The organism is Pseudomonas sp. KT_2_4, from assembly GCF_041410225.1.
GTDB classification, from domain to species: domain Bacteria; phylum Pseudomonadota; class Gammaproteobacteria; order Pseudomonadales; family Pseudomonadaceae; genus Aquipseudomonas; species Aquipseudomonas paracarnis.
This window is the reverse complement of record NZ_CP166962.1, coordinates 2,075,306-2,100,855: the sequence shown is the minus strand read 5'-3', so window position 1 is coordinate 2,100,855 and position 25,550 is coordinate 2,075,306. Positions and strand designations below refer to the sequence as shown.

The 25,550-nt window shown below is 60.5% G+C and carries 22 protein-coding genes; 12 read left to right on the top strand and 10 right to left on the bottom strand.

All coding sequences use genetic code 11. From position 1 onward, the window contains the following. Positions 1-149 precede the first annotated feature (149 nt). Both AB9N64_RS09610 and speB read right to left on the bottom strand, forming a co-directional pair. Positions 150-1,532 carry a sodium:solute symporter gene (locus AB9N64_RS09610; RefSeq protein WP_060767392.1) on the bottom strand — a complete coding sequence of 461 codons (1,383 nt, stop codon included), beginning with the start codon at positions 1,530-1,532 and terminating at the stop codon, positions 150-152. A 162-nt stretch (positions 1,533-1,694) separates the two neighbouring features. After that, positions 1,695-2,645, bottom strand: coding sequence for an agmatinase (gene speB, locus AB9N64_RS09605; protein ID WP_014719407.1), 951 nt, complete (start codon positions 2,643-2,645; stop codon positions 1,695-1,697). Between the two features lie 186 nt (positions 2,646-2,831). Between speB and AB9N64_RS09600 the strand changes: the two genes are divergently transcribed. The 7 genes from AB9N64_RS09600 (at position 2,832) to AB9N64_RS09570 (ending at position 10,616) form a co-directional block, all read left to right on the top strand. Continuing rightward, positions 2,832-3,725 (top strand): LysR family transcriptional regulator, encoded by an 894-nt coding sequence (locus AB9N64_RS09600; RefSeq protein ID WP_034128316.1) that lies wholly within the window; start codon positions 2,832-2,834, stop codon positions 3,723-3,725. A 7-nt stretch (positions 3,726-3,732) separates the two neighbouring features. Further along, positions 3,733-4,332, top strand: a complete 600-nt coding sequence (locus AB9N64_RS09595; RefSeq protein WP_014719405.1) for a tRNA-uridine aminocarboxypropyltransferase — start codon at positions 3,733-3,735, stop codon at positions 4,330-4,332. A gap of 105 nt (positions 4,333-4,437) precedes the next feature. Further along, entirely contained in the window at positions 4,438-5,340 is a 903-nt protein-coding gene (cysM, locus tag AB9N64_RS09590; RefSeq protein ID WP_003193080.1) for a cysteine synthase CysM, read from the top strand. Beyond that, complete coding sequence (rlmD, locus tag AB9N64_RS09585) at positions 5,340-6,692, top strand: 23S rRNA (uracil(1939)-C(5))-methyltransferase RlmD (protein ID WP_058410747.1); 1,353 nt, start codon at positions 5,340-5,342, stop codon at positions 6,690-6,692. The genes cysM and rlmD overlap by 1 nt, the downstream gene beginning before the upstream one ends. Positions 6,693-6,813: 121 nt before the next feature. Next, positions 6,814-9,057: a GTP diphosphokinase gene (gene relA, locus AB9N64_RS09580; protein WP_005790193.1), complete on the top strand. Its 2,244-nt coding sequence runs from the start codon at positions 6,814-6,816 to the stop codon at positions 9,055-9,057. A 154-nt stretch (positions 9,058-9,211) separates the two neighbouring features. Then, on the top strand, positions 9,212-10,045 hold the full coding sequence (gene mazG, locus AB9N64_RS09575) for a nucleoside triphosphate pyrophosphohydrolase (protein ID WP_014719403.1): 834 nt from the start codon (positions 9,212-9,214) through the stop codon (positions 10,043-10,045). Between the two features lie 25 nt (positions 10,046-10,070). Continuing rightward, complete coding sequence (locus tag AB9N64_RS09570; protein WP_014719402.1) at positions 10,071-10,616, top strand: DUF2058 domain-containing protein; 546 nt, start codon at positions 10,071-10,073, stop codon at positions 10,614-10,616. A 60-nt stretch (positions 10,617-10,676) separates the two neighbouring features. On the opposite strand, the gene AB9N64_RS09565 is transcribed toward AB9N64_RS09570, so the two are convergent. From AB9N64_RS09565 to purM, 7 genes are all read right to left on the bottom strand, one after another. Next, positions 10,677-12,797, bottom strand: coding sequence for a TonB-dependent receptor (locus AB9N64_RS09565; RefSeq protein WP_032903118.1), 2,121 nt, complete (start codon positions 12,795-12,797; stop codon positions 10,677-10,679). Next, a complete protein-coding gene (locus AB9N64_RS09560; RefSeq protein WP_103452229.1) occupies positions 12,794-14,020 on the bottom strand; it encodes an MFS transporter in 1,227 nt (408 codons plus the stop codon). The genes AB9N64_RS09565 and AB9N64_RS09560 overlap by 4 nt, the downstream gene beginning before the upstream one ends. Continuing rightward, positions 14,010-15,935, bottom strand: a complete 1,926-nt coding sequence (locus AB9N64_RS09555) for an IucA/IucC family siderophore biosynthesis protein (RefSeq protein ID WP_371360214.1) — start codon at positions 15,933-15,935, stop codon at positions 14,010-14,012. Before AB9N64_RS09555 ends, AB9N64_RS09560 begins: the two co-directional genes overlap by 11 nt. Before the next feature lie 189 nt (positions 15,936-16,124). Further along, entirely contained in the window at positions 16,125-16,313 is a 189-nt protein-coding gene (locus AB9N64_RS09550; RefSeq protein WP_003193064.1) for a hypothetical protein, read from the bottom strand. Positions 16,314-16,677: 364 nt separating this feature from the next. Further along, entirely contained in the window at positions 16,678-17,391 is a 714-nt protein-coding gene (locus tag AB9N64_RS09545; protein ID WP_014719399.1) for a DUF3108 domain-containing protein, read from the bottom strand. 8 nt (positions 17,392-17,399) lie between these two features. Further along, a complete protein-coding gene (purN, locus tag AB9N64_RS09540; protein WP_003193061.1) occupies positions 17,400-18,050 on the bottom strand; it encodes a phosphoribosylglycinamide formyltransferase in 651 nt (216 codons plus the stop codon). After that, positions 18,050-19,108, bottom strand: a complete 1,059-nt coding sequence (purM, locus tag AB9N64_RS09535) for a phosphoribosylformylglycinamidine cyclo-ligase (protein WP_014719398.1) — start codon at positions 19,106-19,108, stop codon at positions 18,050-18,052. Before purM ends, purN begins: the two co-directional genes overlap by 1 nt. A gap of 341 nt (positions 19,109-19,449) precedes the next feature. Between purM and AB9N64_RS09530 the strand changes: the two genes are divergently transcribed. The 5 genes from AB9N64_RS09530 (at position 19,450) to AB9N64_RS09510 (ending at position 24,052) form a co-directional block, all read left to right on the top strand. Beyond that, positions 19,450-20,490 (top strand): DUF2066 domain-containing protein, encoded by a 1,041-nt coding sequence (locus AB9N64_RS09530; RefSeq protein WP_014719397.1) that lies wholly within the window; start codon positions 19,450-19,452, stop codon positions 20,488-20,490. 55 nt (positions 20,491-20,545) lie between these two features. Next, positions 20,546-21,619 (top strand): AI-2E family transporter, encoded by a 1,074-nt coding sequence (locus AB9N64_RS09525; RefSeq protein WP_371360212.1) that lies wholly within the window; start codon positions 20,546-20,548, stop codon positions 21,617-21,619. 205 nt (positions 21,620-21,824) lie between these two features. After that, on the top strand, positions 21,825-22,529 hold the full coding sequence (gene hda / locus AB9N64_RS09520) for a DnaA regulatory inactivator Hda (protein WP_014719395.1): 705 nt from the start codon (positions 21,825-21,827) through the stop codon (positions 22,527-22,529). Between the two features lie 209 nt (positions 22,530-22,738). Beyond that, the gene (locus AB9N64_RS09515; RefSeq protein ID WP_003193051.1) at positions 22,739-23,368 is read left to right on the top strand and encodes a C40 family peptidase; all 630 of its coding nucleotides are present in this window, start codon (positions 22,739-22,741) and stop codon (positions 23,366-23,368) included. A gap of 144 nt (positions 23,369-23,512) precedes the next feature. Beyond that, positions 23,513-24,052, top strand: coding sequence for a C40 family peptidase (locus AB9N64_RS09510; RefSeq protein WP_003193049.1), 540 nt, complete (start codon positions 23,513-23,515; stop codon positions 24,050-24,052). Between the two features lie 123 nt (positions 24,053-24,175). On the opposite strand, the gene AB9N64_RS09505 is transcribed toward AB9N64_RS09510, so the two are convergent. Continuing rightward, the gene (locus AB9N64_RS09505) at positions 24,176-25,489 is read right to left on the bottom strand and encodes a sorbosone dehydrogenase family protein (protein ID WP_019820421.1); all 1,314 of its coding nucleotides are present in this window, start codon (positions 25,487-25,489) and stop codon (positions 24,176-24,178) included. Positions 25,490-25,550: the final 61 nt, after the last annotated feature.

The window sequence follows — 25,550 nt, the reverse complement described above, 5'->3', positions numbered from 1 at the left end:
AGCGGTGTATCAGCCAACGGAAAGGTTGAATGACACACCGCTTTCGCGAGCAAGCCCGCTCCCACAGTTGTATTGCACTAGGCGAAAAAAACGGGCGCGACCTCCGACGTCGCGCCCGCTGAAGAAAATATCCTCGTCCCTGTTATAGCTCAAACCACCGCAGCCGCCACCTTGGCCGGCCGACGCGACAGCAAACTCACCAGTACAAAGCTCACCAGCGCCACTGCCAGGCTGTAGTAGATCGGCGTGTTTGCATCCAGCCCATCCTTGAACATAAACACCAGCGCGGTCACAAAGCCCAGGCTCATGGACGTGATTGCGCCCGAGGTGGTCGCGCGCTTCCAGAAGATCGCGCCGATCAAGGGTACCAACATACCGCCCACCAACAGGTTATAGGCCAGGGTCAGGGCGCTGATCACATCGTTCACCACCAATGCGATACCCAGCACGGCAATGCCGGTCAACAGGGTGAACAGCCGGTTGATGCGCAGGCTCGACGCCTTGCCGCCGCGCAGGCGGGGCAGCAGGTCTTCGGTCAACACAGTGGAGGCGGCGAGCAGGCCGGCGCTGGCGGTGGACATCATGGCGGCCAGCGCGGCGGCGATGACCAGGCCGCGAATGCCGTCCGGCAGCGAAGCTTTGACGATCGCGGCGAAGGCATTGTTGACGTTGGCCAGGTCCGGGATCAGCACATGGGCAGCCATGCCGATCAGCGCACAGGCCAGGCCGTACAGGATGCAATAGAAGCCGGCGAAAGTGCCTGCGTACTGGGCGACCTTTTCGTCACGGGCGGTGAAGACCCGTTGCCAGATATCCTGGCCGATCAGGATGCCAAAGAAGTAGATCATGAAGTAGGTGATGATCGTGTCCCAGCCGATAGCGGTGAAGCTGAAGTTCGACGCCGGCAGTTTGGCCACCAGTTCATCCCAGCCACCGACGCGGTACAGGCAGATCGGCAACAGGATGAACATCAGGCCGACGGTCTTGATCACGAATTGCACAATATCAGTGAGGGTCAGCGACCACATGCCACCGATGGTCGAATACACCACCACCACGCCGCCGCCCACCAGTACCGACATCCAGAACGGCAGGTCAAACAGCACTTGCAGCACGGTGCCAATGGCCAGGATCGAGGTCACGCCGATCATCAGCGCGTAGGCCAGCATGATCACCGCGCTGGCCTGGCGGGCCATGGGGTTGTAGCGTTTTTCCAGGACCTGGGTGACGGTGAAGATTTTCAGCTTCAACAGCGGCTTAGCCAGGAACAGGTTCAGGGCAATGATGCCCGCGCCGAGCGCGGCGCACAGCCAGAAACCCGAAATACCATGCACATACCCCAGGCGCACGGTGCCGACGGTGGAGGCACCGCCCAGCACCGTAGCGGCCATGGTGCCCATGTACAGTGACGGGCCGAGGTTACGGCCGGCGACCAGGTAGTCTTCGTGGGTTTTGGCGCGACGCATGCCGTAGTAGCCGAGCACCAGCATGCCGGCGGCGTAGATGAGTACGACGAATAAATCCAAAGCCATGACGGCGGTTCTCCGATTATATTTTTTATGGGCGATCAGGCGGCAGCTGGCTCGGTAAACACGCGAGCGAAAGTCAGGTACATCGTTGTCGGGGATCTGTGCGATCCCCTTGGTTGTGAGTGTGAAGACGCGGTTTTTATTGTTCTCAGCGCATTCGCCTTATCAGCGATGCGCGACGCCAGGCAGTACGCAGAGCATCTCGTACAGCAAGTTGGCGCCCAGCAACGAGGTATTGCCGGTGGTGTCGTAAGGCGGCGAAACTTCTACCAGGTCGCAACCAATCAGATCGAGGCCCTGGCAGCCACGGATGATTTCGATGGCCTGGATGGTGGTCAGCCCGCCGATTTCAGGGGTGCCGGTGCCGGGCGCCCAGGCGGGGTCGATGCCGTCGATGTCAAAGCTCAGATACACCGGGCCGCCGCCGACTTTTTCCCGCACTTCGGCCATCAGCGGCGCGAGGGAGTGATGCCAGCATTCTTCGGCCTGGACCACACGGAAGCCTTGCTTGCGGCTCCAGTTGAAGTCTTCGGCGGTATACCCCTGGGCGCGCAGGCCGATCTGCACCACGCGGTCGCAATCGAGCAAGCCCTCTTCCACGGCGCGGCGGAAGGTGGTGCCGTGGGCAATTTTCTCGCCGAACATATGGTCGTTGACGTCGGCGTGGGCGTCGATGTGCACCAGCCCGACCTTGCCATGTTTTTTGTGGATCGCCCGCAGGATCGGCAGGGTGATGGTGTGGTCGCCACCCAGGGTCAGGGGGATGACGTTGTGCTCGAGGATCTCGTCGTAGGCTTCTTCGATGATGCGCACCGCGTCGAGCAGGTTAAAGGTATTGATCGCCACGTCGCCGATATCGGCCACCGACAATGAGTCGAAGGGGGCAGCGCCGGTGGCCATGTTATAGGGGCGGATCATCACTGACTCGGCACGGATTTCCCGTGGGCCGAAGCGCGTACCGGCGCGCAGCGAGGTGCCGATATCCAGAGGCACGCCGACGAAGGCGGCGTCCAGGCCCTTGGCGGTTTGCAGGTGGGGAAGACGCATCATGGTGGCGATGCCGGCGAAGCGCGGCATTTCGTTGCCGCCCAGTGGTTGGTGGAAAATCTTGTCCACGGGATTGCCTCATCGTTGTTTTGTTTATTGATGGCCGATTCTGCGAAAAGCCTGGCTTAGGAAGAATCGGCAGCGGCAAATACTTAGTTCAGATTTTTCTAAACTAAAGCCTGGGGTAAACTCCATTCAAATGTGGGAGCAGGCAAGCCAGCGCCCACAATTTAGTGTGCCCCCCCTGGAGCCCCCATGGCCAACGCCTTGCCCGACCTGAAACTCCTGCGCATCTTCGTCAGCGTCGTGCGCCACCAAGGGTTTGCCAACGCCCAGCACGAGCTCAACCTGTCGACGTCGGCCATCAGCACCTACATGAGCCAACTCGAGTCAGCCTTGGGCCTGGTGCTGTGCCATCGTGGCCGTGGCGGCTTCAGCCTGACCAGCAAGGGCGAGCTGTTTCATCAGGAAACGCTGCGCCTGTTGGGCGAACTCGAAGGTTTCGAGCAATACGCCGCTGCGTTGAAAGGCGAATTGCGCGGCACCCTCAAGCTCGGGGTGCTCGACTCCACCGTCAGCGACAAGGCCTTGCCGTTCGCCGAAGTGATTGGCGCCTACAGCCTGGAGCACCCGGCAGTGCATTTACACCTGTCGGTGATGAGCCCCTACGAATTGCAACTGGGGGTCCAGGACAATCGCCTGGACCTGGCCATCGGTGCGTTCTCCAACCGCATGAGCGGGCTGGTCTACATGCCGCTGTACCGCGAACAGCACTGGTTGTATTGCAGCACCCGGCACCCATTGTTCAACGAGCGGCGCATCCCGGAACAAGTGATCACCCAGCAACGCATGGTCGGGCGAGGTTACTGGAGCCAGGCCGAGCTGGCGCGCCACGGCTTCAAGCACAGCGCTGCCACGGTGGAAAGTATGGAGGCGCAACTGATTCTGGTGCTGTCGGGCGCTTATATTGGCTACCTGCCCGAACACTACGCCCAGGCCTGGGCTGACAAGGGCGACCTGCGCGTTTTGCTGCCGGCGACCTTCGGCTACCAGGCGCCGTTTTCGCTGATCATGCGCCGTGGCCGCAGCCGCGAGCCACTGATCCAGACCTTCCGCGATTTGCTCAAGACCCAGCTCAACCAGGCCTGAACACACCATGTCCCGACCCCATTGCCCGCGCTGCCTGCGCCCGACCACGCACTGCCTGTGTGCGCTGATCCCCCACCTCGACAGCCGCACCCGCGTGTTGGTGTTGCAGCACCCGAGCGAGGTCGGCCATGCGCTCAATACTGCGCGGCTGGCGGCGTTGGGCCTGAACAACGCGCAGTTGGTGGTGGGGGAGGTGTTTGATGACCTGGCGACGCTATTGAACCCGCCTGGCTATCGGGCACGCCTGTTGTTTCCGGCGGATGAAGCCGAGCCGCTGCACGCCTACGCACCTGACGATCAGCCACTGCTGCTGGTGGTTCCCGATGGCACCTGGCGCAAGGCGCGCAAACTGCTGCACCTCAACCCCTTGCTGGCGGCGTTGCCCCGGGTGACATTGGCCGAAGGCGGCGTTTCCCGCTATCGCTTGCGCAAGGCGCCGGGGCCTGGCGCCTTGTCGACGGTCGAAGCAATCACGCAAGCGTTGCAGGTATTGGAAGCGCCGACGTCGTTTGAGCCACTGCTCAAACCCTTTGAAGCGCTGATCGAAGGGCAGATTGCTGCGATGGGCGATGAAGTATTCCAGCGCAACCATGGCGACCCGACATAAACCCGGCTTATGCCTTTAAGCCATAAGCACCACACTTTGCGTGATATGGCCCGCCGGCCTTTCCCGGTATGATGTGCGCCCCGCAGTCTGGATTGCGAATACGCCATGACCTTGCAGTACCCAACAATCGCCGATTGTGTCGGCAACACGCCCCTGGTCCGCTTGCAACGCATGGCGGGTGAAACCAGCAATACCCTGTTGCTCAAACTCGAGGGCAACAACCCGGCCGGCTCCGTCAAAGACCGCCCGGCACTGTCGATGATCGCCCGCGCCGAGTTGCGTGGGCAGATCAAACCCGGCGACACCCTGATCGAAGCCACCTCCGGTAACACCGGGATCGCCCTGGCCATGGCCGCAGCGATCAAGGGTTACAAGATGGTGCTGATCATGCCCGACAACGGCAGTGCCGAGCGCAAGGCGGCCATGACCGCCTATGGTGCCCAACTGATCCTGGTGACTCAGGAAGAAGGCATGGAAGGCGCCCGCGATCTTGCCGAGCGCATGGCCGCCGAAGGCCGTGGCGTGGTGCTCGATCAGTTCGCCAACGGCGACAACCCCGAGGCGCACTACACCAGCACCGGCCCGGAGATCTGGCGCCAGACCCAGGGCACCATCACCCACTTCGTCAGCTCCATGGGCACCACCGGTACCATCATGGGCAACTCGCGCTACCTCAAGGAGCAGAACCCAGCGATTCAGATCGTCGGCCTGCAACCGATGGAAGGCGCGGCCATCCCGGGTATTCGTCGTTGGCCCGAAGAATATTTGCCGAAGATCTACAACGCCACGCGGGTAGACCGCATCATCGACATGGCCCAGCGCGAAGCCGAAGACACCACGCGCCGCCTGGCCCGTGAAGAAGGCATCTTCTGCGGCGTGTCCTCCGGTGGCGCCGTGGCCGGTATGTTGCGCTTGTCCAAAGAAGTGGAAAACGCGGTGATCGTCGCGATCATCTGTGACCGAGGCGACCGTTACCTGTCGACCGGCATTTTCGACGAACCCAACTGATGGCCAAGCACGAGAGAGGCTTGCGCTTCCAGCCAACGGGCGGCAGCCGGGCCCCACAGATACCCGTGGGCAAGAAACAGCGCCTGACCATCGAGCGCCTGGCCAATGACGGCCGGGGCATCGCGTTCTTTGAAGGCCGTACCTGGTTTGTGAATGGTGCGTTGGCCGGCGAAGAGGTGGAAGCACGGGTGTTGGGCGCCCATGGCAAAGTGGTCGAGGCGCGCACCGAGCGGGTGTTCCAGGCGAGTGAGCTGCGGCGCCCTGCGCCCTGCGCTCATGTTGGCCGCTGTGGCGGCTGCAGCGTGCAGCATCTGCCTCATGACCAGCAACTTGCCCTGAAACAGCGCATGCTCGCCGAGCAACTGTCGCGGGTGGCAGGTGTCGAACCGCAAGAGTGGGCCGCGCCGTTGAGCGGGCCGGAGTTCGGTTATCGGCGCCGCGCCCGCGTAGCCGTGCGTTGGGACGCCAAGGCGAAGCAACTCGAAGTGGGTTTTCGCGCCGTGGCCAGTCAGGACATCGTCGCTATCGATGATTGCCCGGTGCTGGTACAGGCCTTGCAACCGATCATGCAGCGTTTGCCAGCGATGCTGCGTCGCTTGAGCAAACCGCAGGCGTTGGGGCATGTCGAGTTGTTCAGCGGTTCGTCCATCGCCGTGTTGCTGCGGCATATGGCGCCGTTGTCCGAGGCTGACCTGCAGATCCTCAAGGAATTCTGCACCTTCCATGACGCCCAATTGTGGCTGCACGGGGAAGGGCAGCCGGAGCCCGTCGAGCCGGGTCAGGCCCTGGGCTTCCGTTTGGAGGCGTGGGATCTGGAGCTGGCGTACCGTCCGGGCGACTTTGTGCAGGTCAACGCCGGGGTCAACCAGGCGATGGTCGCCCAAGCCCTGCAATGGCTGGCGCCACAAGCCGACGAACGGGTACTGGACCTGTTTTGCGGCCTGGGCAATTTCGCCCTGCCACTGGCTCGCCACGTACGCGAAGTGGTGGCGGTGGAGGGCGTACAGGCCATGGTGGACCGTGCGGCCCTCAATGCCGTCAGCAACCATTTGCATAACGCACAGTTTTTTCAGGCCGATTTGTCCCAGCCTTTGACCGACGCAGAATGGGCCAAACAGGGCTTTTCTGCGGTACTCTTGGACCCACCCCGCGATGGTGCCCTGGAGGTTGTGCGCAAACTCGCCGCCTTGGGGGCCAAGCGCCTGGTGTATGTGTCCTGCAACCCAGCCACGCTGGCGCGGGACACGGTTGAGTTGGTCAAGCAAGGCTACCGGCTAAAGCGTGCCGGGATCCTCGACATGTTTCCGCAGACCGCGCATGTCGAGGCCATGGCGTTATTTGAAGCGGGCTAGGATGCCCGTTTAATCCGACTGGCCTGCGTTCTCCAGGGCCTGAACACTGCCACGGAGCTCGCAGTAAAAGTCGGCGATGATTTTGGCGCATCGAAGGTGCGTCGTAGGGAAGGTAAGCAAGATGGTACAGGTGAGAGCACACCAGCCGATCAACACCGACGGCAGTATCAATCTCGAGGCATGGCTGGATCATGCCGTCAGTGTCGACCCGGCACTGGACCGTGAAGCCTTGAAAGCAGCCTGCGAGTTCGCTCGTGAGTCTGAACAGCAAGACAATGCGGCCAAGAACCTGTGGGCCGAAGGCACTTCAAGTTTTCGCACTGGCCTGGAAATCGCCGAGATCCTGGCCGATCTCAAGCTGGACCAGGATTCGCTGATCGCCGCCGTGCTCTATCGCGGCGTACGCGAAGGGCATATTCCGTTGGCCACCGTTGGCCAGCGTTTCGGTTCGGTGGTGGCCAAGCTGATCGACGGCGTGCTGCGCATGGCGGCCATTAGCGCCAGCCTCAGCCCGCGGCAGTCGATGGTGCTGGGCACCCAGGGCCAGGTAGAGAACCTGCGCAAAATGCTGGTAGCGATGGTCGACGACGTACGCGTCGCCCTGATCAAGCTGGCCGAGCGTACCTGCGCGATCCGTGCGGTGAAGACCGCCGATGACGAAAAGCGCAACCGTGTGGCCCGCGAAGTCTTCGACATCTACGCGCCGCTGGCCCATCGCCTGGGCATCGGCCATATCAAGTGGGAGCTGGAGGATTTGTCCTTCCGCTACCTGGAACCTGACCAGTACAAACAGATCGCCACGCTGCTGCATGAGCGGCGCCTGGACCGCGAGCGCTTTATCAGCGACGTGATGGGCCAGTTGCGTTCGGAGCTGCAGGCCACCGGCGTGGACGCGGACATCAGCGGCCGCGCCAAGCACATCTATTCCATCTGGCGCAAAATGCAGCGCAAGGGCCTGGCCTTCAGCCAGATCTACGACGTGCGTGCGGTGCGCGTGCTGGTGCCGGAAATGCGCGACTGCTACACCGCGCTGGGTATCGTCCACACCCTGTGGCGCCACATCCCCAAGGAATTTGACGACTATATCGCCAACCCCAAGGAAAACGGCTACCGCTCGCTGCACACCGCCGTGATCGGCCCTGAAGGCAAGGTGCTGGAAGTGCAGATCCGCACCCACGCCATGCACGAAGAGGCCGAGCTGGGGGTGTGCGCGCACTGGCGCTACAAGGGCACCGACGTCAAGGCCGGGTCCAACCAGTACGAAGAGAAGATCTCCTGGCTGCGCCAAGTGCTGGAATGGCACGAAGAACTCGGCGACATCGGCGGCCTGGCCGAGCAACTGCGGGTGGATATCGAGCCGGACCGGGTCTATATCTTCACGCCTGACGGCCACGCCATCGACTTGCCCAAGGGCGCCACGCCGCTGGACTTTGCCTACCGCGTGCACACCGAAATCGGGCATAACTGCCGCGGCGCCAAGATCAACGGGCGCATCGTGCCGCTCAACTACAGCCTGCAAACCGGTGAACAGGTCGAGATCATCACCAGCAAGCACGGTACGCCGAGCCGCGACTGGCTGAACCCGAACCTGGGTTACATCACTACTTCGCGGGCGCGGGCGAAGATCGTCCACTGGTTCAAGCTACAGGCACGTGACCAGAACGTCGCCGCCGGCAAGACCTTGCTTGAACGCGAACTGGCGCGCCTGGGCCTGCCTCAGGTGGACTTCGACAAGCTGGCCGAAAAGGCCAACATGAAGATCGCCGAAGACATGTTTGCCGCCCTCGGCGCGGGCGACCTGCGCCTGGCGCAACTGGTCAACCTGGCCCAGCAACTGGTCGAGCCTGAGCGCGGCAACGAACAGCTGGAGCTGATCCCGCGCAAAGCCACTGGCTACAAGCCGGGCAAGCGTGGCGATATCCAGATCCAGGGCGTGGGCAACCTGATGACGCAAATGGCCGGCTGCTGCCAGCCGTTGCCGGGCGACGCCATTGTCGGCTACATCACCCAGGGCCGTGGCGTGAGCATTCACCGCCAGGACTGCGCCTCGGTGCTGCAGCTGGGCGGGCGCGAACCGGAGCGGATCATCCAGGTCAGTTGGGGCCCGGTGCCGGTGCTCACGTATCCGGTGGACATTATCATCCGTGCCTACGACCGTTCCGGCTTGCTGCGTGACGTCTCGCAAGTGCTGCTCAACGAGCGGATCAACGTGCTGGCGGTCAACACCCGTTCGAACAAGGAAGACAACACTGCGTTGATGTCCCTGACCATCGAGATTCCGGGGTTGGACGCACTGGGACGGTTGCTGGGGCGGATTTCCCAGTTGCCGAACATCATCGAAACCCGGCGCAACCGCACCCCATGAATAGCTGGATGGGCGCGAACTGAATTGTGTTAGCTGCTTCATGTGGGAGCTGGCTTGCCTGCGATAGCATCACCTCGGTTTAACTGAAGCACCGAGTCGCGAGCATCGCAGGCAAGCCAGCTCCCACATTGGATTTTCAGCGGAAAGAGATACGATGTATTCACTCGAAGACCTGCTGCACCTGATGAGCCGCCTGCGCGACCCGCAATACGGCTGCCCGTGGGACATCAAGCAAACCTACGCGACCATCGTCCCGCACACGCTGGAGGAGGCCTATGAAGTGGCCGACGCCATCGAGCGCGGCGATTTCGATCACCTGCAAGGTGAGTTGGGCGACCTGCTGTTCCAAGTGGTGTATTACAGCCAACTGGCGCGGGAAGAAGGGCGCTTCGAATTTGCCGGCGTGATCGACGGCATCACCCGTAAGTTGATTCGCCGGCATCCTCACGTGTTCCCAACCGGCGACCTGTACGCACCGCTGGATATCCCGCAGTTGAGCGAAGAACAGGTCAAGGAACGCTGGGAGCAGATCAAAGCTGAGGAGCGCGCAGAAAAGTCCGACGCTCCCGAGCAACTCTCCCTGCTCGATGATGTGCCCACCGCCTTACCGTCGTTATCCCGTGCGGCCAAATTACAAAAGCGCGCCAGCCAGGTCGGTTTCGACTGGCCGTCCGCGTTGCCGGTGGTGGATAACGTGCGCGAAGAGTTGGACGAAGTGCTCGAAGCCATGGCCGATAACGACTCGGCAGCCATCGCCGATGAAGTCGGCGACCTGCTGTTTGCCGCGGTCAACCTGGCCCGTCACCTCAAGGTCGACCCGGAAACCGCCTTGCGCGGTGCCAATGCCAAGTTCGAACGACGTTTCCGATTTATCGAACAGGCATTGCGCGATACGCACCAACCCATAGAAGATTGCACCCTCGAAGAGTTGGACGCCCTGTGGGGCGAAGCCAAACGCCAGGAAAAGAATGTGTCCAGCTGCGGTTGAGCAGCTGCCTAAGTGAGTAAGCACCATGAGCCTTTCCCTTCGCGACCAGTTGCTCAAAGCAGGTCTGGTCAACCAAAAGCAGGCCAAACAGGTCGGCAAAGAGAAGCAGAAACAGCAGCGCCTGGTCCACAAGGGCCAGGCCGAAGTCGATGATACTCAGGCGCGCCTGGCCGCTGAGGCACACGCCGAGAAGGTCAAGCGTGACCAGGAGCTGAACCGTCAGCAGCAGGAAAAAGCCGAGGCCAAGGCGCGTACCGCCCAGGTCAAGCAACTGATCGAGACCTCGCGCCTGCCCAAGCTGACCACCGAGGACTACTACAACTTCGTCGATGACAAGAAGGTCAAGCGCCTGTCGGTCAACACGCTGATGCGCAACAAGCTGAGCAACGGCTCCCTGGCGATCGTGCACCACGGTGGCGGCTACGAGGTGATCCCGCGCGAAGCGGCGCTCAAAATCCAGGAGCGTGCTCCGGAGCGTATCGTGCAGCTCAACATCCTCACCGAAAGCCAGGTGCCGGATGAAGACGATCCGTACGCCGCTTACCAGATCCCTGATGATCTGATGTGGTAAGCCGCTAGAAACGACAAACCCCGCCAAAAGGCGGGGTTTGTGTTTTAAGCGTGCAGCCTGTTACCAATCCACTGCGTAACTCAGGCTGAAGGTACGACCTTCGGCATTCGGGTACGGTGCGCGGGCGTTGGCCTGGGCGAACATGTTCTGGTAGTTGCGGTTCGTGAGGTTGTACACCGCACCTTCGAGGCGGCCTACCGGTAGCCTTACCGAGCCCAGCAAGTCGACCAGGGTGTAGCCCTGGATATCGCGGCCGTTGTTGTCTTTGGCCGCCGCGTCATAATTGGCCAGGCGCATACCCTGCAAGCGCAGGCTGTAGTCGTCACGCTCATAGCCGACAAAGGCTGTGGTCTTGGCGGGGGAGATGCGGGTGGCAGGCAGGTCGATCCACTTGCCGTTCTGCTGGGTCTCACCTTTGGCGTAAGCGTAAGTACCGCCGACGGACCATTGGTCGCTGATGTTATAGGTCAGGCCGGTTTCGACGCCACGTACGCGTTCTTTCTGATTGATCAGGCGCAGCACACGATCATTGGCATCATAGAACTGCGTGACATCCGAGGTGTTTTCGTACGCGGTGACACTGGCCTGCCACTTGTCCCAGTCGCCACGCCAGCCCAGCTCGTAACTATCGACTTTCAAGGCCTGGGCATTGAGGTCCTGGATATCGTATTTGCTGTTCACGTCACGCAGGAAGCGCTGGATATCCGGTAGGGAAAAGCCCTGGCTGAAGTTGACGAACACATCCTGGTTGTCGGTCAGGTGGTACACCGCACCGAGGTTATAGAGCGTGTCATCGTATTTGAGCGTGCCACCGGGCAGTGTCGCGCGGTTGCCGGTCTGGACGATTTCGCCATACGCGATGCTGTCGGAGACTTTACTCTCAATCCATTCGCGACGTACGCCACCGCGCAAGGTCCAGTTGTCGATGTCGTAGGAGAGCTGGCCAAAGATGGCTTTGGTGGTGGTCTCGATATCTGGACCCAGTTCGAACGTGGTACCGGTTTTCGTGTAGGTCAGGCCATTGACCCGGTATTGGTCGCCACGCTGGCGTGAGGTTTCATGGTCGTAGTCCGCGCCCCATACCAGGTTGCCCGTTGCCGGGCCGATGTCCGGCATCTGGGTCTCGATCGCCGCACGCAGGCCGTAGACGTCCTGCACGCTGTTGTTATCTGACACGCCTGCCCGGCCTCGGGACAGGTCTGGAAAGAACAGGGCGTCGGCCCGCCGCCAGTAGCTTTCGATCTGCAGGCCCTGGCCGTAGAAATCCTTGTCGGCGTAGTTGAGGTTGACCGCCTGGTTGTGGGTGTAGGGTTGGTCGCCCAGGTCCAGGCCTTTTACGGCGACTGCGTTGCTGGTGATGCGGGGGTTCTTGGTGTAGCGGGTGTCTTGTTCGTCCTTGTAGTCTTGCAGCGACAGGCTGATCTTCTTGTCGTCATCAAGCTCATAGCCGAAGCGACCTTGCAGGTCGTAGGTATCGGTGTCCATGTTGCTGCCCTGGGACGTGTCCTGGGGAATGCGCTTGCCATTACCGTCGAACTGATCGTTGCGCTGCACGGTGTTGCCCGAGAGGTACCAGTCCACCGGGCCCTTGCGCCCGGTGGCGCTTTGGAACGCCTGGTAAGCGAACCCCTTGTGGCTGAGGTTGTTACCGGCGGTCATGCCGATCTTGCTGCTGAACGCCAGGTCTTCACCTTGGTTGCGTTTGGTGATGATGTTGATGATGCCGCCCGATGCGCCTGCGCCGTAGACACTGCTGGCACCGGAGATCACTTCGATACGCTCGATGCTTTCCGGTGCCACGCTGTTGAGCTGGCGGAAGTTATCGCGCGTGGCGTTTTGTGAAACCCCATCGATCAGGATCAGGGTATTACGCCCGCGAAGCGTCTGGCCGAAGTTGCTCATGCCGCCGCTGGAAGGGGCAATGCCAGGCACCAGTTGGCCGAGGATATCGGCGACCCGACGTCCTGCCCCGGTCTGCTGGCGGATTTGCGCTTCATTGATCACCTGCACTGAGCCTGGAATCTGCGCAATGCTGGTTTCGCTGCGCGTGGCCGATACGACTGTTGCCTGTAATTGCAGGCTGGTCGGGGCTGCCTGTGTCTGTTCTGTCTGATCGGCCCAGGCGGGCGCACTCATCGAGCCGAGAAGCGGCAGCAGAACGGCCAATTGCGATTTATTCATGGGTTTGTCTCAGAGTTATTAGAAGTATTGACAGAAAAATCGGGTGTCTCAGGCGCTCGCGTATATGAACGGATCGCGCGGATACTCACTGCGGCCAATGCATAGGTCAGTGCGACCAGCCAGAAGCTGTGCGCCAGGCCCACCCACCCCATGCCGATACCGCCTATCAAGGCGCCGCACAGCGCACCTGCTTTGGCGGCGCTGTTACCCATGCCCAGGGCAAAACCCTGCTGGCTGGACGCGACGGTATTGGCGATCAGCGTGTAGGCCACGGGCAGCAAAGCTCCCTGCCACACGCCCCACAGCAACCGGCTGGCGATGAACCCCAACCATTCACTGGCCAGCGCCGTGCAGGCCAGCGTGAGGGCGCAGGCCCAGGTGACCCATTCGATGATGCGCAGCGTATGTGCTGGCTGATGTCGATCGAACAGGCGGCCCCATAACGGCGCAGACAGTGCCAGGGTCAAGGCGCTGGCGCCATAGCTGGCGCCGATCAGCCACGCGGGCGCCTGCAAAACCTCGGCAACATATAAAGCGTAAAACGGTTGCGGCATCATCCTGGCTGCCTGGATCAATACGATGATTCCCAACATCGCGCCAAGCCAGCCTTTGGGCAGTGCGACAGGCTTCGATGGGCGGGCAGGTCTGGATCGTGGTGAGTCGCTGGGCAAGAACGCGCTGATTATCGCGCACAACAGGCAGACGGCGGTGGCGCTGTAGCACAGCAATGCGAAACCGGATATGTCCATGAGCCAGCCGCCCAATACCGGCCCGGCCAGGGAGCCTACGGCAGTGGCTGATTGCAGCCTGGCAAGAATGTGACCCCGTCCGCCGTCGCCGCAGCAGGCCAGTGCGTAGGCTTGGGCAGCTGCAATGAAGCCGGCCAACGCACCTTGCACCACGCGGATGACCACCAGCCACCACGGATCAGGCGTTATCGCAGCCAGCGCCTGACACACCGCCAGTGCCAGCAACGCGCGGATGATCATGGGCTTATGGCCGGTACGGTCGCCCAGCTTCCCCCACATGGGCGTGAGGATCATCGCTGCCATCATCGGCCCGGCATACACCAGCGAAGACAGCAGGCCGGTGTACTGAGCATTGGCAACGCCCAACAGCTTCTGGATTTGCAGCGGCCAGAACGGGCCGCTCATTTCCATCGCCCCCATCGACACCAACTGAATCACCACCAGCAGCCGCAGCGCGGTGTTGTTAGTCGGCATTGGCGGCCGCGCTCAACGGGTTGGGCAGGCGCCCTACGATATCGGCATGACTCTCCAGCAGACGCATGCGCATGAACGACTTGGCCGGCCACGCGTGCTCCAGCAGTGCTTCGCGCTCGGTGGCCCAGCGCTGCGGATCAACCTGCGAGCGCAGGTCGTCAAAACACTGGCTGACCTGAGCCGACAGTTCATTCCAGAGCAGCGTCTGGGGGATGTCGAAGTGGCGCGCGGCAAGCAGGATGAGCTCGCCCAGATGGCACATGAATACGGTGTGCAGCAGCTTGTCCCTTACGAAACCTGCGTCGTCGTACAGCGTCATCTTCGGGTCGTGCAGTTCAATGTCCAGGCCGTGGGCGTGCAAGGTTTTGCGGTCGATACGGATATCGCCGAAATCGCGTAACAGCAGGCGGCTCAATTGCCCGTCTGCGGCCATGACCATAAAGGAGTTCTGCTGATGGGCCTCGAATGCAACGCCGTAGCGCAAATACATGCCCAGCAGCGCTGGCACACTGATCGCCGCGTACTCATGGAAGAAGGCGAGCATGGCCGCCGCGTCATCCTTGCCTTGGCTCAGGCGCACCCATTGGCGCAGCAGCGGCTGGCCGTGTTGATCAATGGCAAACAGGCTGCCCACCGGCACGGCCATTTCCCCGGGCTGGAGCTGGCTATGGGGATTGTCGCGATAGAGCACCGCCAGGTGGCGGGAGTGCTCGTCATTGGCCGGCTGTGGCTTGAAATGCACACCGATACGCTCGGGAACGATGCTGAGGATTTTCTGAATCGCAGGCTCGCGCTCCAGAATGGCCAGCAGCAAATGGCTGATCCGTGGGCCCATGCGCGCTGAGCGCGGTGAGACGGTGCGCTGCACGCTGGTCAGTCGCAGCGACACGGGCAGTTTGACCATAGGCGCATCGCAACGCCCTTCAGGCAATACGGTTCTGAATGACATGGTGGGGTGGGCGGTAAACGCGACGATATCGGTCAGCACCAGCAGTTTGTCGCCGATTTCGTTGGCGAACAGTTGGGGCAGTTCCTGGCGTGCCTGCCAAGGGTGGGCGGGCAATGGCAGATAATCGCCTGCCTGAAGGCCCTGTGCTTGCAGGACTGCGGTCAATTGCTGTGCCGCTTGCGGGAAGTGCTCGCTCCACCACTGCCAGTAATCGGCGGTACCGGCCAACTTTTCGACATGGGCAAATTGGCGATGCAGCGCGCACAGCAATACCGGAAAGCGTGCTTCGAATTCCGGCGAGTAGTCGATGACTTGCTCGGTATTCAGGCCTAGCTTGGTCTTGTAGTTGGGGTGCCATGGGTGACCCAGTGTTCCCCATTGTTCAAGCACGGAAGTCGGGTTGATAACGCTCGGGCTGTTCTTGAGATGACTGAGGAGATTGTCTTGATACACCGGGTCCATTGACGCATGCAGCTTGAGCGTCCATTGCTCATGGAAGGCCAGGCACAAGGTGTCGTTGATGAAGCTGTCGTCGATCTCGACGTTGAGGCGGTTGAGCACTTCCCGGTCAGCAGGCGACTCAAGGCTGGCGTTAAGTAACGTCAACAATTGTGAGGGGAATTGGATTTTCTGTTCGGGCTGGCTTTCGCGCAACAGGATGACTTCGCCGCGCAGGTCCCAGCTTGCCATGCGGCCAGGACGCAAATGTTCGAAACGTAGTCGGGCTTGGCAAGGCAGTGTCAGCGAGCATTGCCCATGTTCGTCATAAATGAGCGTGCTGGAGTCCAGCAGGCTTTCACGAAACAATGCTTGGATCAGGCGTTGGAAGCTACGTTCGGCGGCGGGTGCCAGCGTATTGATCAGGGCTTGGAGGCTGACGTGGCTGGCCTGAAATTGCGCAGTGGTAAGCGCTTCGCTCCAGCGTTCCAGTAACGCGTTTTCTGGCTTGCTGCTATTTCCATGCATCTAATTGATTCCCTGATTCGTGAGCCTGAATGAAAAGCGAACGAATGATATCGAGAATCATTATTTGTGTGTGCTTTTGTTACATTAATTTATACCGAATCTTTGACAAAAAAACCGCGCTCGAATGGCGCGGTTTTTGTTGTAGACGGCCCGGCTGCGTGGGCCGGGCGTCCTCATGATTTCAGCGCTTCAGGAGCTTTTCGCCTGGCGTTGCAATTCGAGAGTTTCGAGCTCGTTTTTATAGTTGTGGGCGTCGCTCTCGTTGTGAAACATGCCGACCAATACGTCTTGCTGATGGACATCCCAGATGTGAATCCCGTGGCCTACTGCTTCATGGGACATATGTTCATCGTCGCGTTCAGTTACTTTTACAGTCATCTGCTTGCTCCAATCTCTGGTTGATCTGCGGCAAGTCGTCGCAGGCCTCTGTTATATGATTTGTTAGCTTGCTAAGTAAACTGATTTTGCGCGCAATAATTCATTGCGGGGAACGCAACAATGCTGCAGGCCTTGTAAACCAAGGCATTGCGTCGCCAGCGCAGCGGCTTTATGACAAAAGTTTCATGTTCAGGTCGGCTAGGTTGACCTCGGCACCGCTATCGCAGGCAAGCCAGCTCCCACCTTGGAATGCATTCCACTGTGGGAGCTGGCTTGCATGCGATAGCGGGAGTGGCGTCCCCTAAAAATCCCAGGCAAAAAAAAGCCCCGCATTCAGCGAGGCTCTTTTCCGGTGCATCAGCAATCAGCTGCCTTTGACAGCCTTACCGTCAACGGTGCCATCCTGCAGCATGATGTTGTATTCCTTGCCGTCAGTCTCGACCTGACGCAGGGCAACCAGGATGCCGCCCTGGTCCTTGGCAAACCACATCTGGGTGATGCGCTTGCTCTGCGACGGGTCGCGCACGCGCTCGACCTTGATCGCGTCGATCGAACCGACTTTGGTCTGGACCTTTTCCGAGCCGATCACGCGGAAGTCGTAGGTATCGGTATCAGTACCCTCAACCACGCGGTAGCTCATGCTCTTCTTGCCGGCGGCAACATCGCGTTGCAGAGCAAGCTGGTAGGTGGACTTGTCGAGCATGCCGCTTTCGAGAGTGACATTGACCGGGTCTTTGTTTTCAAAGCCGGTGACTTTTTTAGCGCTCTGGTCGAAGTCCAGGTTGATCTTCTTCGCCTTGCCCAGGCCGCCGCGTTCGAAGCTGTAGCTCTTGGGTTGCAGGGTGTCCTTGTCGAACAGGATCACGCTGGTTTCGGTCAAGCTGGCAATCATCATCGAGGCCTTGAAATTCAAGGTCCAGGTACCGTCGCCATTCTTGCTCAGGCTGCGTTCAGCCGAACCGCTCATGGGCAGTTGTTTCCAGTCGGCGGTGTAGCTGACGGAGAAGGGGTGAAGGTCTGCCGCTTGTACGGCAGGCAAAGCGAACAGCGCAAAAGCGAAAAGCAGGGCGCGACGCATAAAATCTCCTAGGTTCGAATCAAGTGGCCGCTGGCCGCGAGTAACTGGCCGTCCAATAATGCACCCTGGTCGCCAAGAATCAACCGTCCTTCGGCAAACCAGCGAACAGCCAGCGGGTAAATCCTGTGTTCCTGGGTATGAACCCGTTGCGCAAGCGTCTGCGCCGAGTCGCCTGACTCTACCGGAACCACTGCCTGTACGACCAGAGGCCCGCCATCGAGTTCCTCGGTCACAAAGTGCACGCTGCAGCCATGCTCACTGTCGCCGGCGTCGAGGGCGCGCTGGTGGGTGTGCATGCCTTTGTACTTGGGCAGCAGGGAAGGGTGGATATTGAGCAGGCGTCCTTCGTAGTGCCGGACGAAATCTGCGCTGAGGATGCGCATGAAACCGGCAAGGACCACGAGTTTGGGGTTGAAGGCGTCGATCAGTTCGATCAAGGCGCTGTCGAAGGCCTCGCGACCGTCGAACGCCTTGTGATCCAGGGAGCGAGTATCGATACCCGCGTCACGGGCGCGTTGCAGACCGTAGGCGTCGCTGCGGTTGGAAATCACCGCAGCGATGCGCACCGGGCTGTCGCCGGTGCGCGTGCTGTCGATCAGGGCCTGCAAGTTACTGCCGGTGCCGGAAAGCAGCACCACGACATCACAGGTCTGGGGCATCAGTGAGCCTTGAGGTTCTTCAGTTCAACCTGGGCTGCGCCTTCGGCAGCAGTGGCGATCTGGCCAATCACCCAAGGTTGCTCGCCGGCTTCACGCAGCACGTTCAGTGCGGTTTCAACGTGTTCCTGCGCAACGCAGATCACCATGCCCACGCCGCAGTTGAGCACGCGGTGCATTTCGGTTTCGTTGACGTTGCCTTTTTCCTGCAGCCAATCGAAGACAGCCGGGCGCTGCCAGCTGGCTACGTCGACAATCGCCTGGGCGCCTTTTGGCAGTACGCGCGGGATGTTGTCCAGCAGGCCGCCACCGGTGATGTGGGCCATGGCCTTGACGGCGCCGGTGTCCTTGATCAGCTTGAGCAGTGGCTTGACGTAGATGCGGGTCGGCGCCATCAGCAGGTCGGTCAGTGGCTTGCCGTCGAGCTGGATGTTCTCGATGTCGGCGCCGGACACTTCGATGATCTTGCGGATCAGCGAGTAGCCGTTGGAGTGCGGGCCGGACGATGGCAGGGCGAGCAGGGCGTCACCAGCAGCTACTTTGGAGCCGTCGATGATCTCGGCTTTTTCCACCACGCCGACGCAGAAGCCGGCCAAGTCGTAGTCTTCTCCTTCGTACATGCCTGGCATTTCAGCGGTTTCACCGCCGACCAGGGAGCAACCCGACAGTTCGCAGCCAGCACCGATGCCGGTTACGACCTGGGTCGCGGTCTCGACATTGAGCTTGCCGGTGGCGTAGTAGTCGAGAAAGAACAGCGGCTCGGCGCCGCACACCACCAGGTCGTTGACGCACATGGCGACCAGATCGATGCCGATGCTGTCGTGCTTGTTCAGGTTCAGGGCCAGACGCAGCTTGGTGCCCACGCCGTCGGTGCCGGACACCAGTACAGGCTGCTTGTAGCCGGCCGGGATTTCGCAGAGGGCGCCAAAACCGCCCAGGCCACCCATGACTTCAGGGCGCGCAGTGCGCTTGGCGACGCTCTTGATGCGTTCGACCAATGCTTCACCGGCGTCGATGTCTACACCGGCGTCCTTGTAGCTCAGGGAGGGTTGCTTGCTCATGATCCAGGCCTTTAGGGGGGATTTCTGGGTAACGACCGGGCGGGCGGGGGCTTTTGGAAAGTGCCCTGCCGTTGACGGTCTGCGAAGGCGCGCGATTTTATCAGGCTTGAGGGGCAGCGGCCATCCTCGGGCCGACGGGCAGGGCATATGAGTTCAAAAAAATGCAAATCGGGCCGGTAATCGTGCGTATTAAGGTATAGCCTTGAGCTCGCTAGCGTTATGACAGTATGAAAACTTACCGGGACCTTGTGAATGTTTTACCGGTCGCTGTGTCACAGCCTTGCCAAACCGAGATCACGCGGTCTGTTCCAACCGCTAAATTTGTCGTTCGGGAATCTTCCATGCGTCTGTGTAAATTCTTCTTTGTAGGCTGCTTGTCGTTGGTCAGCCTGGCGAGTCATGCCGAAACCCTCAATGGCCTCTATCAAGTACTTGAACCGGTCAGCAGCCAGTCGCCCCAAGAGCGCGACCAGGCCACCCAGCGTGCCGTGCAGACCCTCGTGATCCGCCTGACCGGCGACGCCAAGGCCGCCGATGGCCCTGGCCTGGCGGCGATCCGCAAAGACCCGCAACAAATCATCAGCCAGTACGGCTACGACGCCGGCCCGCCAGAAAGCCTGCAAGTGGACTTCGACCCGGTCAGCACCGACCGCGCCTTGCGGGATGCGGGCCTGTCGATCTGGGGCAGCAACCGGCCATCGATCCTGGGTTGGTGGCTGAACGATTCAACTGAAGGCAGCAGCCTGGTCGGCGATGGCCAGGCCGTTGCCCAGGCCCTGCGCCGGGCCGCGCAACACCGGGGTCTGCCGCTGCGCTTGCCGCTGGGAGACCTGGATGAACAGGTAGTCGCCACCGCGCCGAACCTTGAAAGCCCGGACGCCACGCCTTTGCGCGCAGCCTCCGAGCGTTACGGTGCCGATGCGTTGCTGGCAGTGCATGCGCGTCAGGAGGGTAGCCAGTGGCAGGCAAAATGGCGCTTGTGGCTGGGCGACAAGGCTGAGGAGGGTACCGCTCAAGGCGCTGACACTGCCGCGCTTGCCGACGCGGTATTGCTGGCGGTCAGCCAAAAGCTGGCGCCGCGCTTTGCGGTCAAACCTGGGGTGAGCAGTGAGCAACTGCTTGAAGTGCAAGGCATGAACCTGGAGCGCTACGCCGCCCTGGGCCGTTTGCTGGAGCCCTTTGGCGGCCAGCCGCAGTTAGTGGATGGCACCCGGATCGTGTATCGCGTCAATGGCAGCGCCGAACAACTGCGCACCCAACTGAGCCTGGCCAAGCTGCAGGAAATTCCTGCTGGCGAAGCCCCGGCCCAGCCAGCCGTGATCGATGGCACGCAACCGGCTGTTGCACCTGAGCCCCAGGCGCAACTGCGTTTTCGTTGGTAAATAGTGTTCCTCCTTCTATATAGAAGAAGGGCGTAAAAAACAGATGGAGTGGTTTATGGCGGATACGCGTCGTTGGGTGTGGCTTGGCGGGATTGTCCTGCTGTGCGGTTTTGTGTTCTTGCTGCATTCGATCCTGACGCCGTTCCTGGTGGCGCTACTGCTCGCCTATCTGTTCGATCCCGTAGTGGATCGCCTGGAAAAAGTCGGCATGTCGCGCACCTGGGGCGTGATCACGGTGTTTGCGCTGTTCACGTTGATCATCACGGCGCTGGTGTTGATATTGGTGCCGATGTTGGCCAAGCAGCTGTTTCGCCTCTATGAGCTGGCGCCGCAGATGCTCGACTGGTTGCAGTACACGGCAATGCCGTGGGCCCAGTCCAAGTTCGGGCTGGCCGATGGCTTCTGGAAGTTCGACAAGGTCAAGGCAGCTATCAGCGAGCATATGGACAAGACCACCGATATCGTCACGGTGGTGCTCAGCCAGGCGACTGCGTCGAGCCTGGCGCTGATCGGCTGGTTGACCAACCTGGTGCTGATCCCGGTGGTGGCGTTCTACCTGCTGCGAGACTGGGACATCATGATGGCCAAGATCCGCAGTCTGCTGCCTCGTGACCGCGAAGAGCGTGTTGTTTCCCTGGCAGCGGAGTGTCATGAGGTATTGGGTGCGTTCGTGCGTGGCCAGTTGCTGGTGATGCTGGCCCTGGGGGTGATTTACGCTGCTGGCCTGATGGCGATCGGCCTGGAGCTGGGGCTGTTGATCGGCTTGATCGCGGGCTTGGCTGCCATCGTGCCGTACATGGGCTTTGTGATCGGCATCGGTGCGGCGCTGGTGGCCGGGCTGTTCCAGTTCGGCGGCGACCTGTACCCGATGCTCGGGATTGTCGCAGTGTTCATGGTGGGCCAGGCCTTGGAAGGCATGGTGCTGACGCCACTGCTGGTGGGCGATCGGATCGGCCTGCACCCGGTGGCAGTGATCTTTGCGATTTTGGCGGGTGGCGAGCTGTTCGGCTTTACCGGCATCCTGTTGGCGCTGCCGGTGGCGGCGGTGATCATGGTGTTGGTGCGCCATGTGCACGACCTGTACAAGGATTCGGACGTGTATACCGGGGTGGATGAGCCCGAGTTGTAATCGCGGTGTCACAAACCCGGCCCTGGCCGGGTTTGTTGTTTCTGGCGCCGGGGTGCGTCAAACAAACTGCGTAAAACCCCCGGGTTAACGCAAACCTTTGATTTTGCTTGTGGTCTGCTGCATTGTGCGCCCGGCGTCACGGGTATAAACTTTGCAAACTTTACATAGAGGCCACTAACGGTTCGATGGGAGCCGTTCAGTCAGCATGAAACCGATTCAGCTGCCCCTAGGTGTGCGTCTGCGTGATGACGCTACCTTTATCAATTACTACCCAGGCGCCAATGCCGCTGCACTCGGCTATGTGGAGCGGCTTTGCGAAGCCGACGCCGGGTGGACTGAAAGCCTGATCTATCTGTGGGGCAAGCATGGCGTGGGGCGTACCCACCTGCTGCAGGCCGCATGCCTGCGTTTCGAGCAGACGGGCGAGCCGGCGGTCTACCTGCCCTTGGCCGAATTGATGGACCGCGGGATCGGCATCTTCGATAACCTTGAGCAATATGAACTGGTGTGTCTCGACGACCTGCAGGCAGTGGCCGGCAAGCCGGAGTGGGAAGAGGCGCTGTTTCATCTGTTCAACCGCTTGCGCGACAGCGGCCGGCGCTTGCTGATCGCTGCGTCCACCTCGCCGCGTGAACTGCCGGTGAAGCTGGCTGACCTCAAGTCGCGCCTGACCCTGGCGTTGATCTTCCAGATGCGTCCATTATCCGATGAAGACAAGCTGCGTGCGCTGCAACTGCGCGCTTCCCGTCGTGGCCTGCACCTGACTGACGAAGTCGGGCACTTTATCCTCACCCGTGGCACCCGCAGCATGAGCGCGCTGTTCGATTTGCTTGAGCAACTCGACCAGGCTTCCTTGCAGGCACAAAGAAAATTGACGATCCCTTTCCTGAAAGAAACTTTGGGCTGGTAAGGTCTTGATTTTCCGTGTAACGGCATTTTCAAGGCGTCAGAAAACCTGCGTTTGAGCCCGAAGGGTTACGCAACTCAAGCGAGAAATGGAATCACGGCTTAGATGGCATAGTCGAAACGATAAGTCACATAGATCGCGATTGAATTTGCAAATCGATGTGATAGAGGGCATAGTCTCGGCTTCTTTACACATCAGCCACGGTCGTGCCCATGCTAAATCGCTTCGCACCCCTCGTGCCTCTCGCACTCGTTACCCTGTTGTTTGGTTGCGCCTCCCACCCTCAGCAGGTGGCAGAACAGCAAAAACCACAGGTTCAAAATCAGGCAAAGTTCGTTGCTGCACAGTCTGCTTCTGTTTATGAAGAAGAGGTGGCAACCGAAAAAGAACTCGCCGAGTTCTCTGACAGCAAGCCTTACCAACTGCCTCTTCTGGCCGACAGCATCCTTGAGCGCGGCATGTCCTTGATCGGTACCCGTTACCGTTTCGGCGGCACCTCGGAAGCCGGTTTTGATTGCAGTGGGTTCATTGGCTACCTGTTTCGTGAAGAAGCTGGCATGAATCTGCCGCGCTCTACGCGCGAGATGATCAACGTGAATGCACCGTTGGTCGCGCGAAACAACCTCAAGCCCGGTGATCTGCTTTTCTTTAGTACCAGTGGTCGCGGTCGTGTCAGCCACGCCGGTATCTACCTGGGCGATAACCAGTTTATTCACTCCAGCAGCCGCCGCAGTGGTGGTGTTCGGGTCGATAACCTCGGTGACAGCTACTGGAGCAAAACCTTCATCGAAGCCAAGCGTGCACTCGCCATGGCTCCGACTACGGTTACCGCTAGTAAGTAAAGTTAAAGTGATACTTGAAGTTTGACGTGTAAGCGCTAGAATCCCTGGACATTGTTGTCATCCGTTCGCGCGAGCTTTGCTTGCGCGTTCTGGTTTTCAACGTTCGGCAGCGAAAGCCGCATCCAGACCAGGATTGTTCTGCACATGTCGACCTCGGCCCGCCTGATGCTTATTGTTTGCGCCGCGCTGCTCAGCGCCTGCGCCAGTCGTACACCGCCGCCCGCGCCCGTCGCGGTCAAGCCTAAGCCGGTGTTCAACTATGCCACCCAGAATTTCTCGCCTGCTGCCGAAGACGTGCTCTTTCGTGCGCTGGGCCTGGTCGGCACGCCATATCGCTGGGGCGGCAACACACCGGACTCGGGGTTCGATTGCAGTGGCTTGATCGGCTTTGTATTTCGCGACGCTGCCGGCATCTCATTGCCGCGCACCACCCGTGAATTGATCGTGATGCGTGCCCAGGACGTCAGCGAACAAAACCTGCAAACCGGCGATCTGCTGTTCTTCGCCACCGGTGGCGGTTCGCGGGTCAGCCATGCGGGCATCTATGTGGGCGAAGGGCGCTTCGTGCATGCACCGCAGACCGGCGGTACGGTGAAGCTGGATACGCTATCCAAAGCGTATTGGCAGAATGCCTACCTGAGTGCCAAGCGCGTGTTGCCAGGGAATCTGGCGCGTAACCCCTGAATCAATAAAACTCCAAAATGTGGGAGCGGGCTTGCCCGCGAATGCAGTGTGTCAGTCAACGGCTTAGTTGGCTGGGCCACCGTAATCGCGGGCAAGCCCGCTCCCACATGGGTATGTGGTTATTTACTTAACAGCCGACACACGCCAAACCTTATTGCCCACATCATCGGCCACCAGCAAATCCCCCTGCTGATCTATCACCACGCCGACCGGCCGGCCCATGGCTTTCTCATCGCTATCAAGAAACCCCGTCAGCACATCCACCGGTTGCCCTTTCGGCTGGCCCCCTTCGAAGGGGACGAAAATCACCTTATAGCCACTGTGCGGCTTGCGGTTCCAGGAACCATGCTGGCCGATAAATGCGCCATTACTGAAGGGGGCCGGCAGTTTGCTGCCCTCGGCGAAGGTCAACCCCAGCGAGGCAGTATGGGGGCCTACCGCATAGTCGGGAGCGATGGCCTTGGCGACCATGTCAAGGTTCTGCGGGGTCACACGCACATCTACATGCTGGCCGTAATAACTGAAAGGCCAGCCGTAGAAGCCGCCATCCTTGACCGAGGTGATGTAATCCGGCACCAGGTCACTGCCGATTTCATCGCGCTCGTTGACTGCCGTCCACAGCCTGCCGCTCTGAGGTTCCCAGGCCATGCCGTTGGGGTTGCGCAGGCCGGAGGCAAAAATGCGGTGTTGGCCGCTGGCGCGGTCGACTTCCCAAATGGCGGCGCGACCCTGTTCGGCTTCCAAGCCGTTTTCGCCGACGTTGCTGTTGGAGCCGACGCTCACGTACAGCTTGCTGCCGTCCTGGCTGGCCACCACATTTTTGGTCCAGTGGTGGTTCAAAGGGCCACCGGGTAAATCCACCACCTTGGTGCCTGGGGAGGTGATCGCGGTTTCACCTGGCTGATAGGGGAAGCGCAGCAACTTATCCGAATCGGCCACGTACAGGTCGTTGCCCACCAAGGCCATGCCAAACGGCGAGTTGAGGTTCTCCAGGAACACCGTACGAGTTTCTGCCACACCGTCATGGTCGGCATCGCGCAGCAAGGTAATGCGGTTCGGGCTCGGCACGCCGGCGCCAGCGCGGTCCATGACTTTTTCCATCACCCAGCCGCGCACGCCTTTGGCATCGTCCGGCTTGGGCGGTGCATTGGTCTCGGCCACCAGAACGTCGCCGTTGGGCAGCACGTAGAGCCAGCGCGGGTGGTCCAGGCCTTCGGCGAATGCGGCCACTTGGGTGCCGGCGGCGGCGACGGGCTTGGCGCCTTCGGGCCAGCCGATGGCCGGGGCGATATTGACGGTGGGGATCAACGTCTTGTTCGGCTCCGGCAGCCGGGGCGAGGGCCCGGTGCCGTCGGCGACCTGCAGGGTCGAGCTTTCGCCGCACGCAGCGAGGCTACCGGCGAACATGATCAGTAGGGCGAGTCGGGTTTTAGGCATGGTTTTCTCCTTGATACCTGTAGGGGTAGAGAAGCACGAACGGCGGATGGTTCAAGTACAA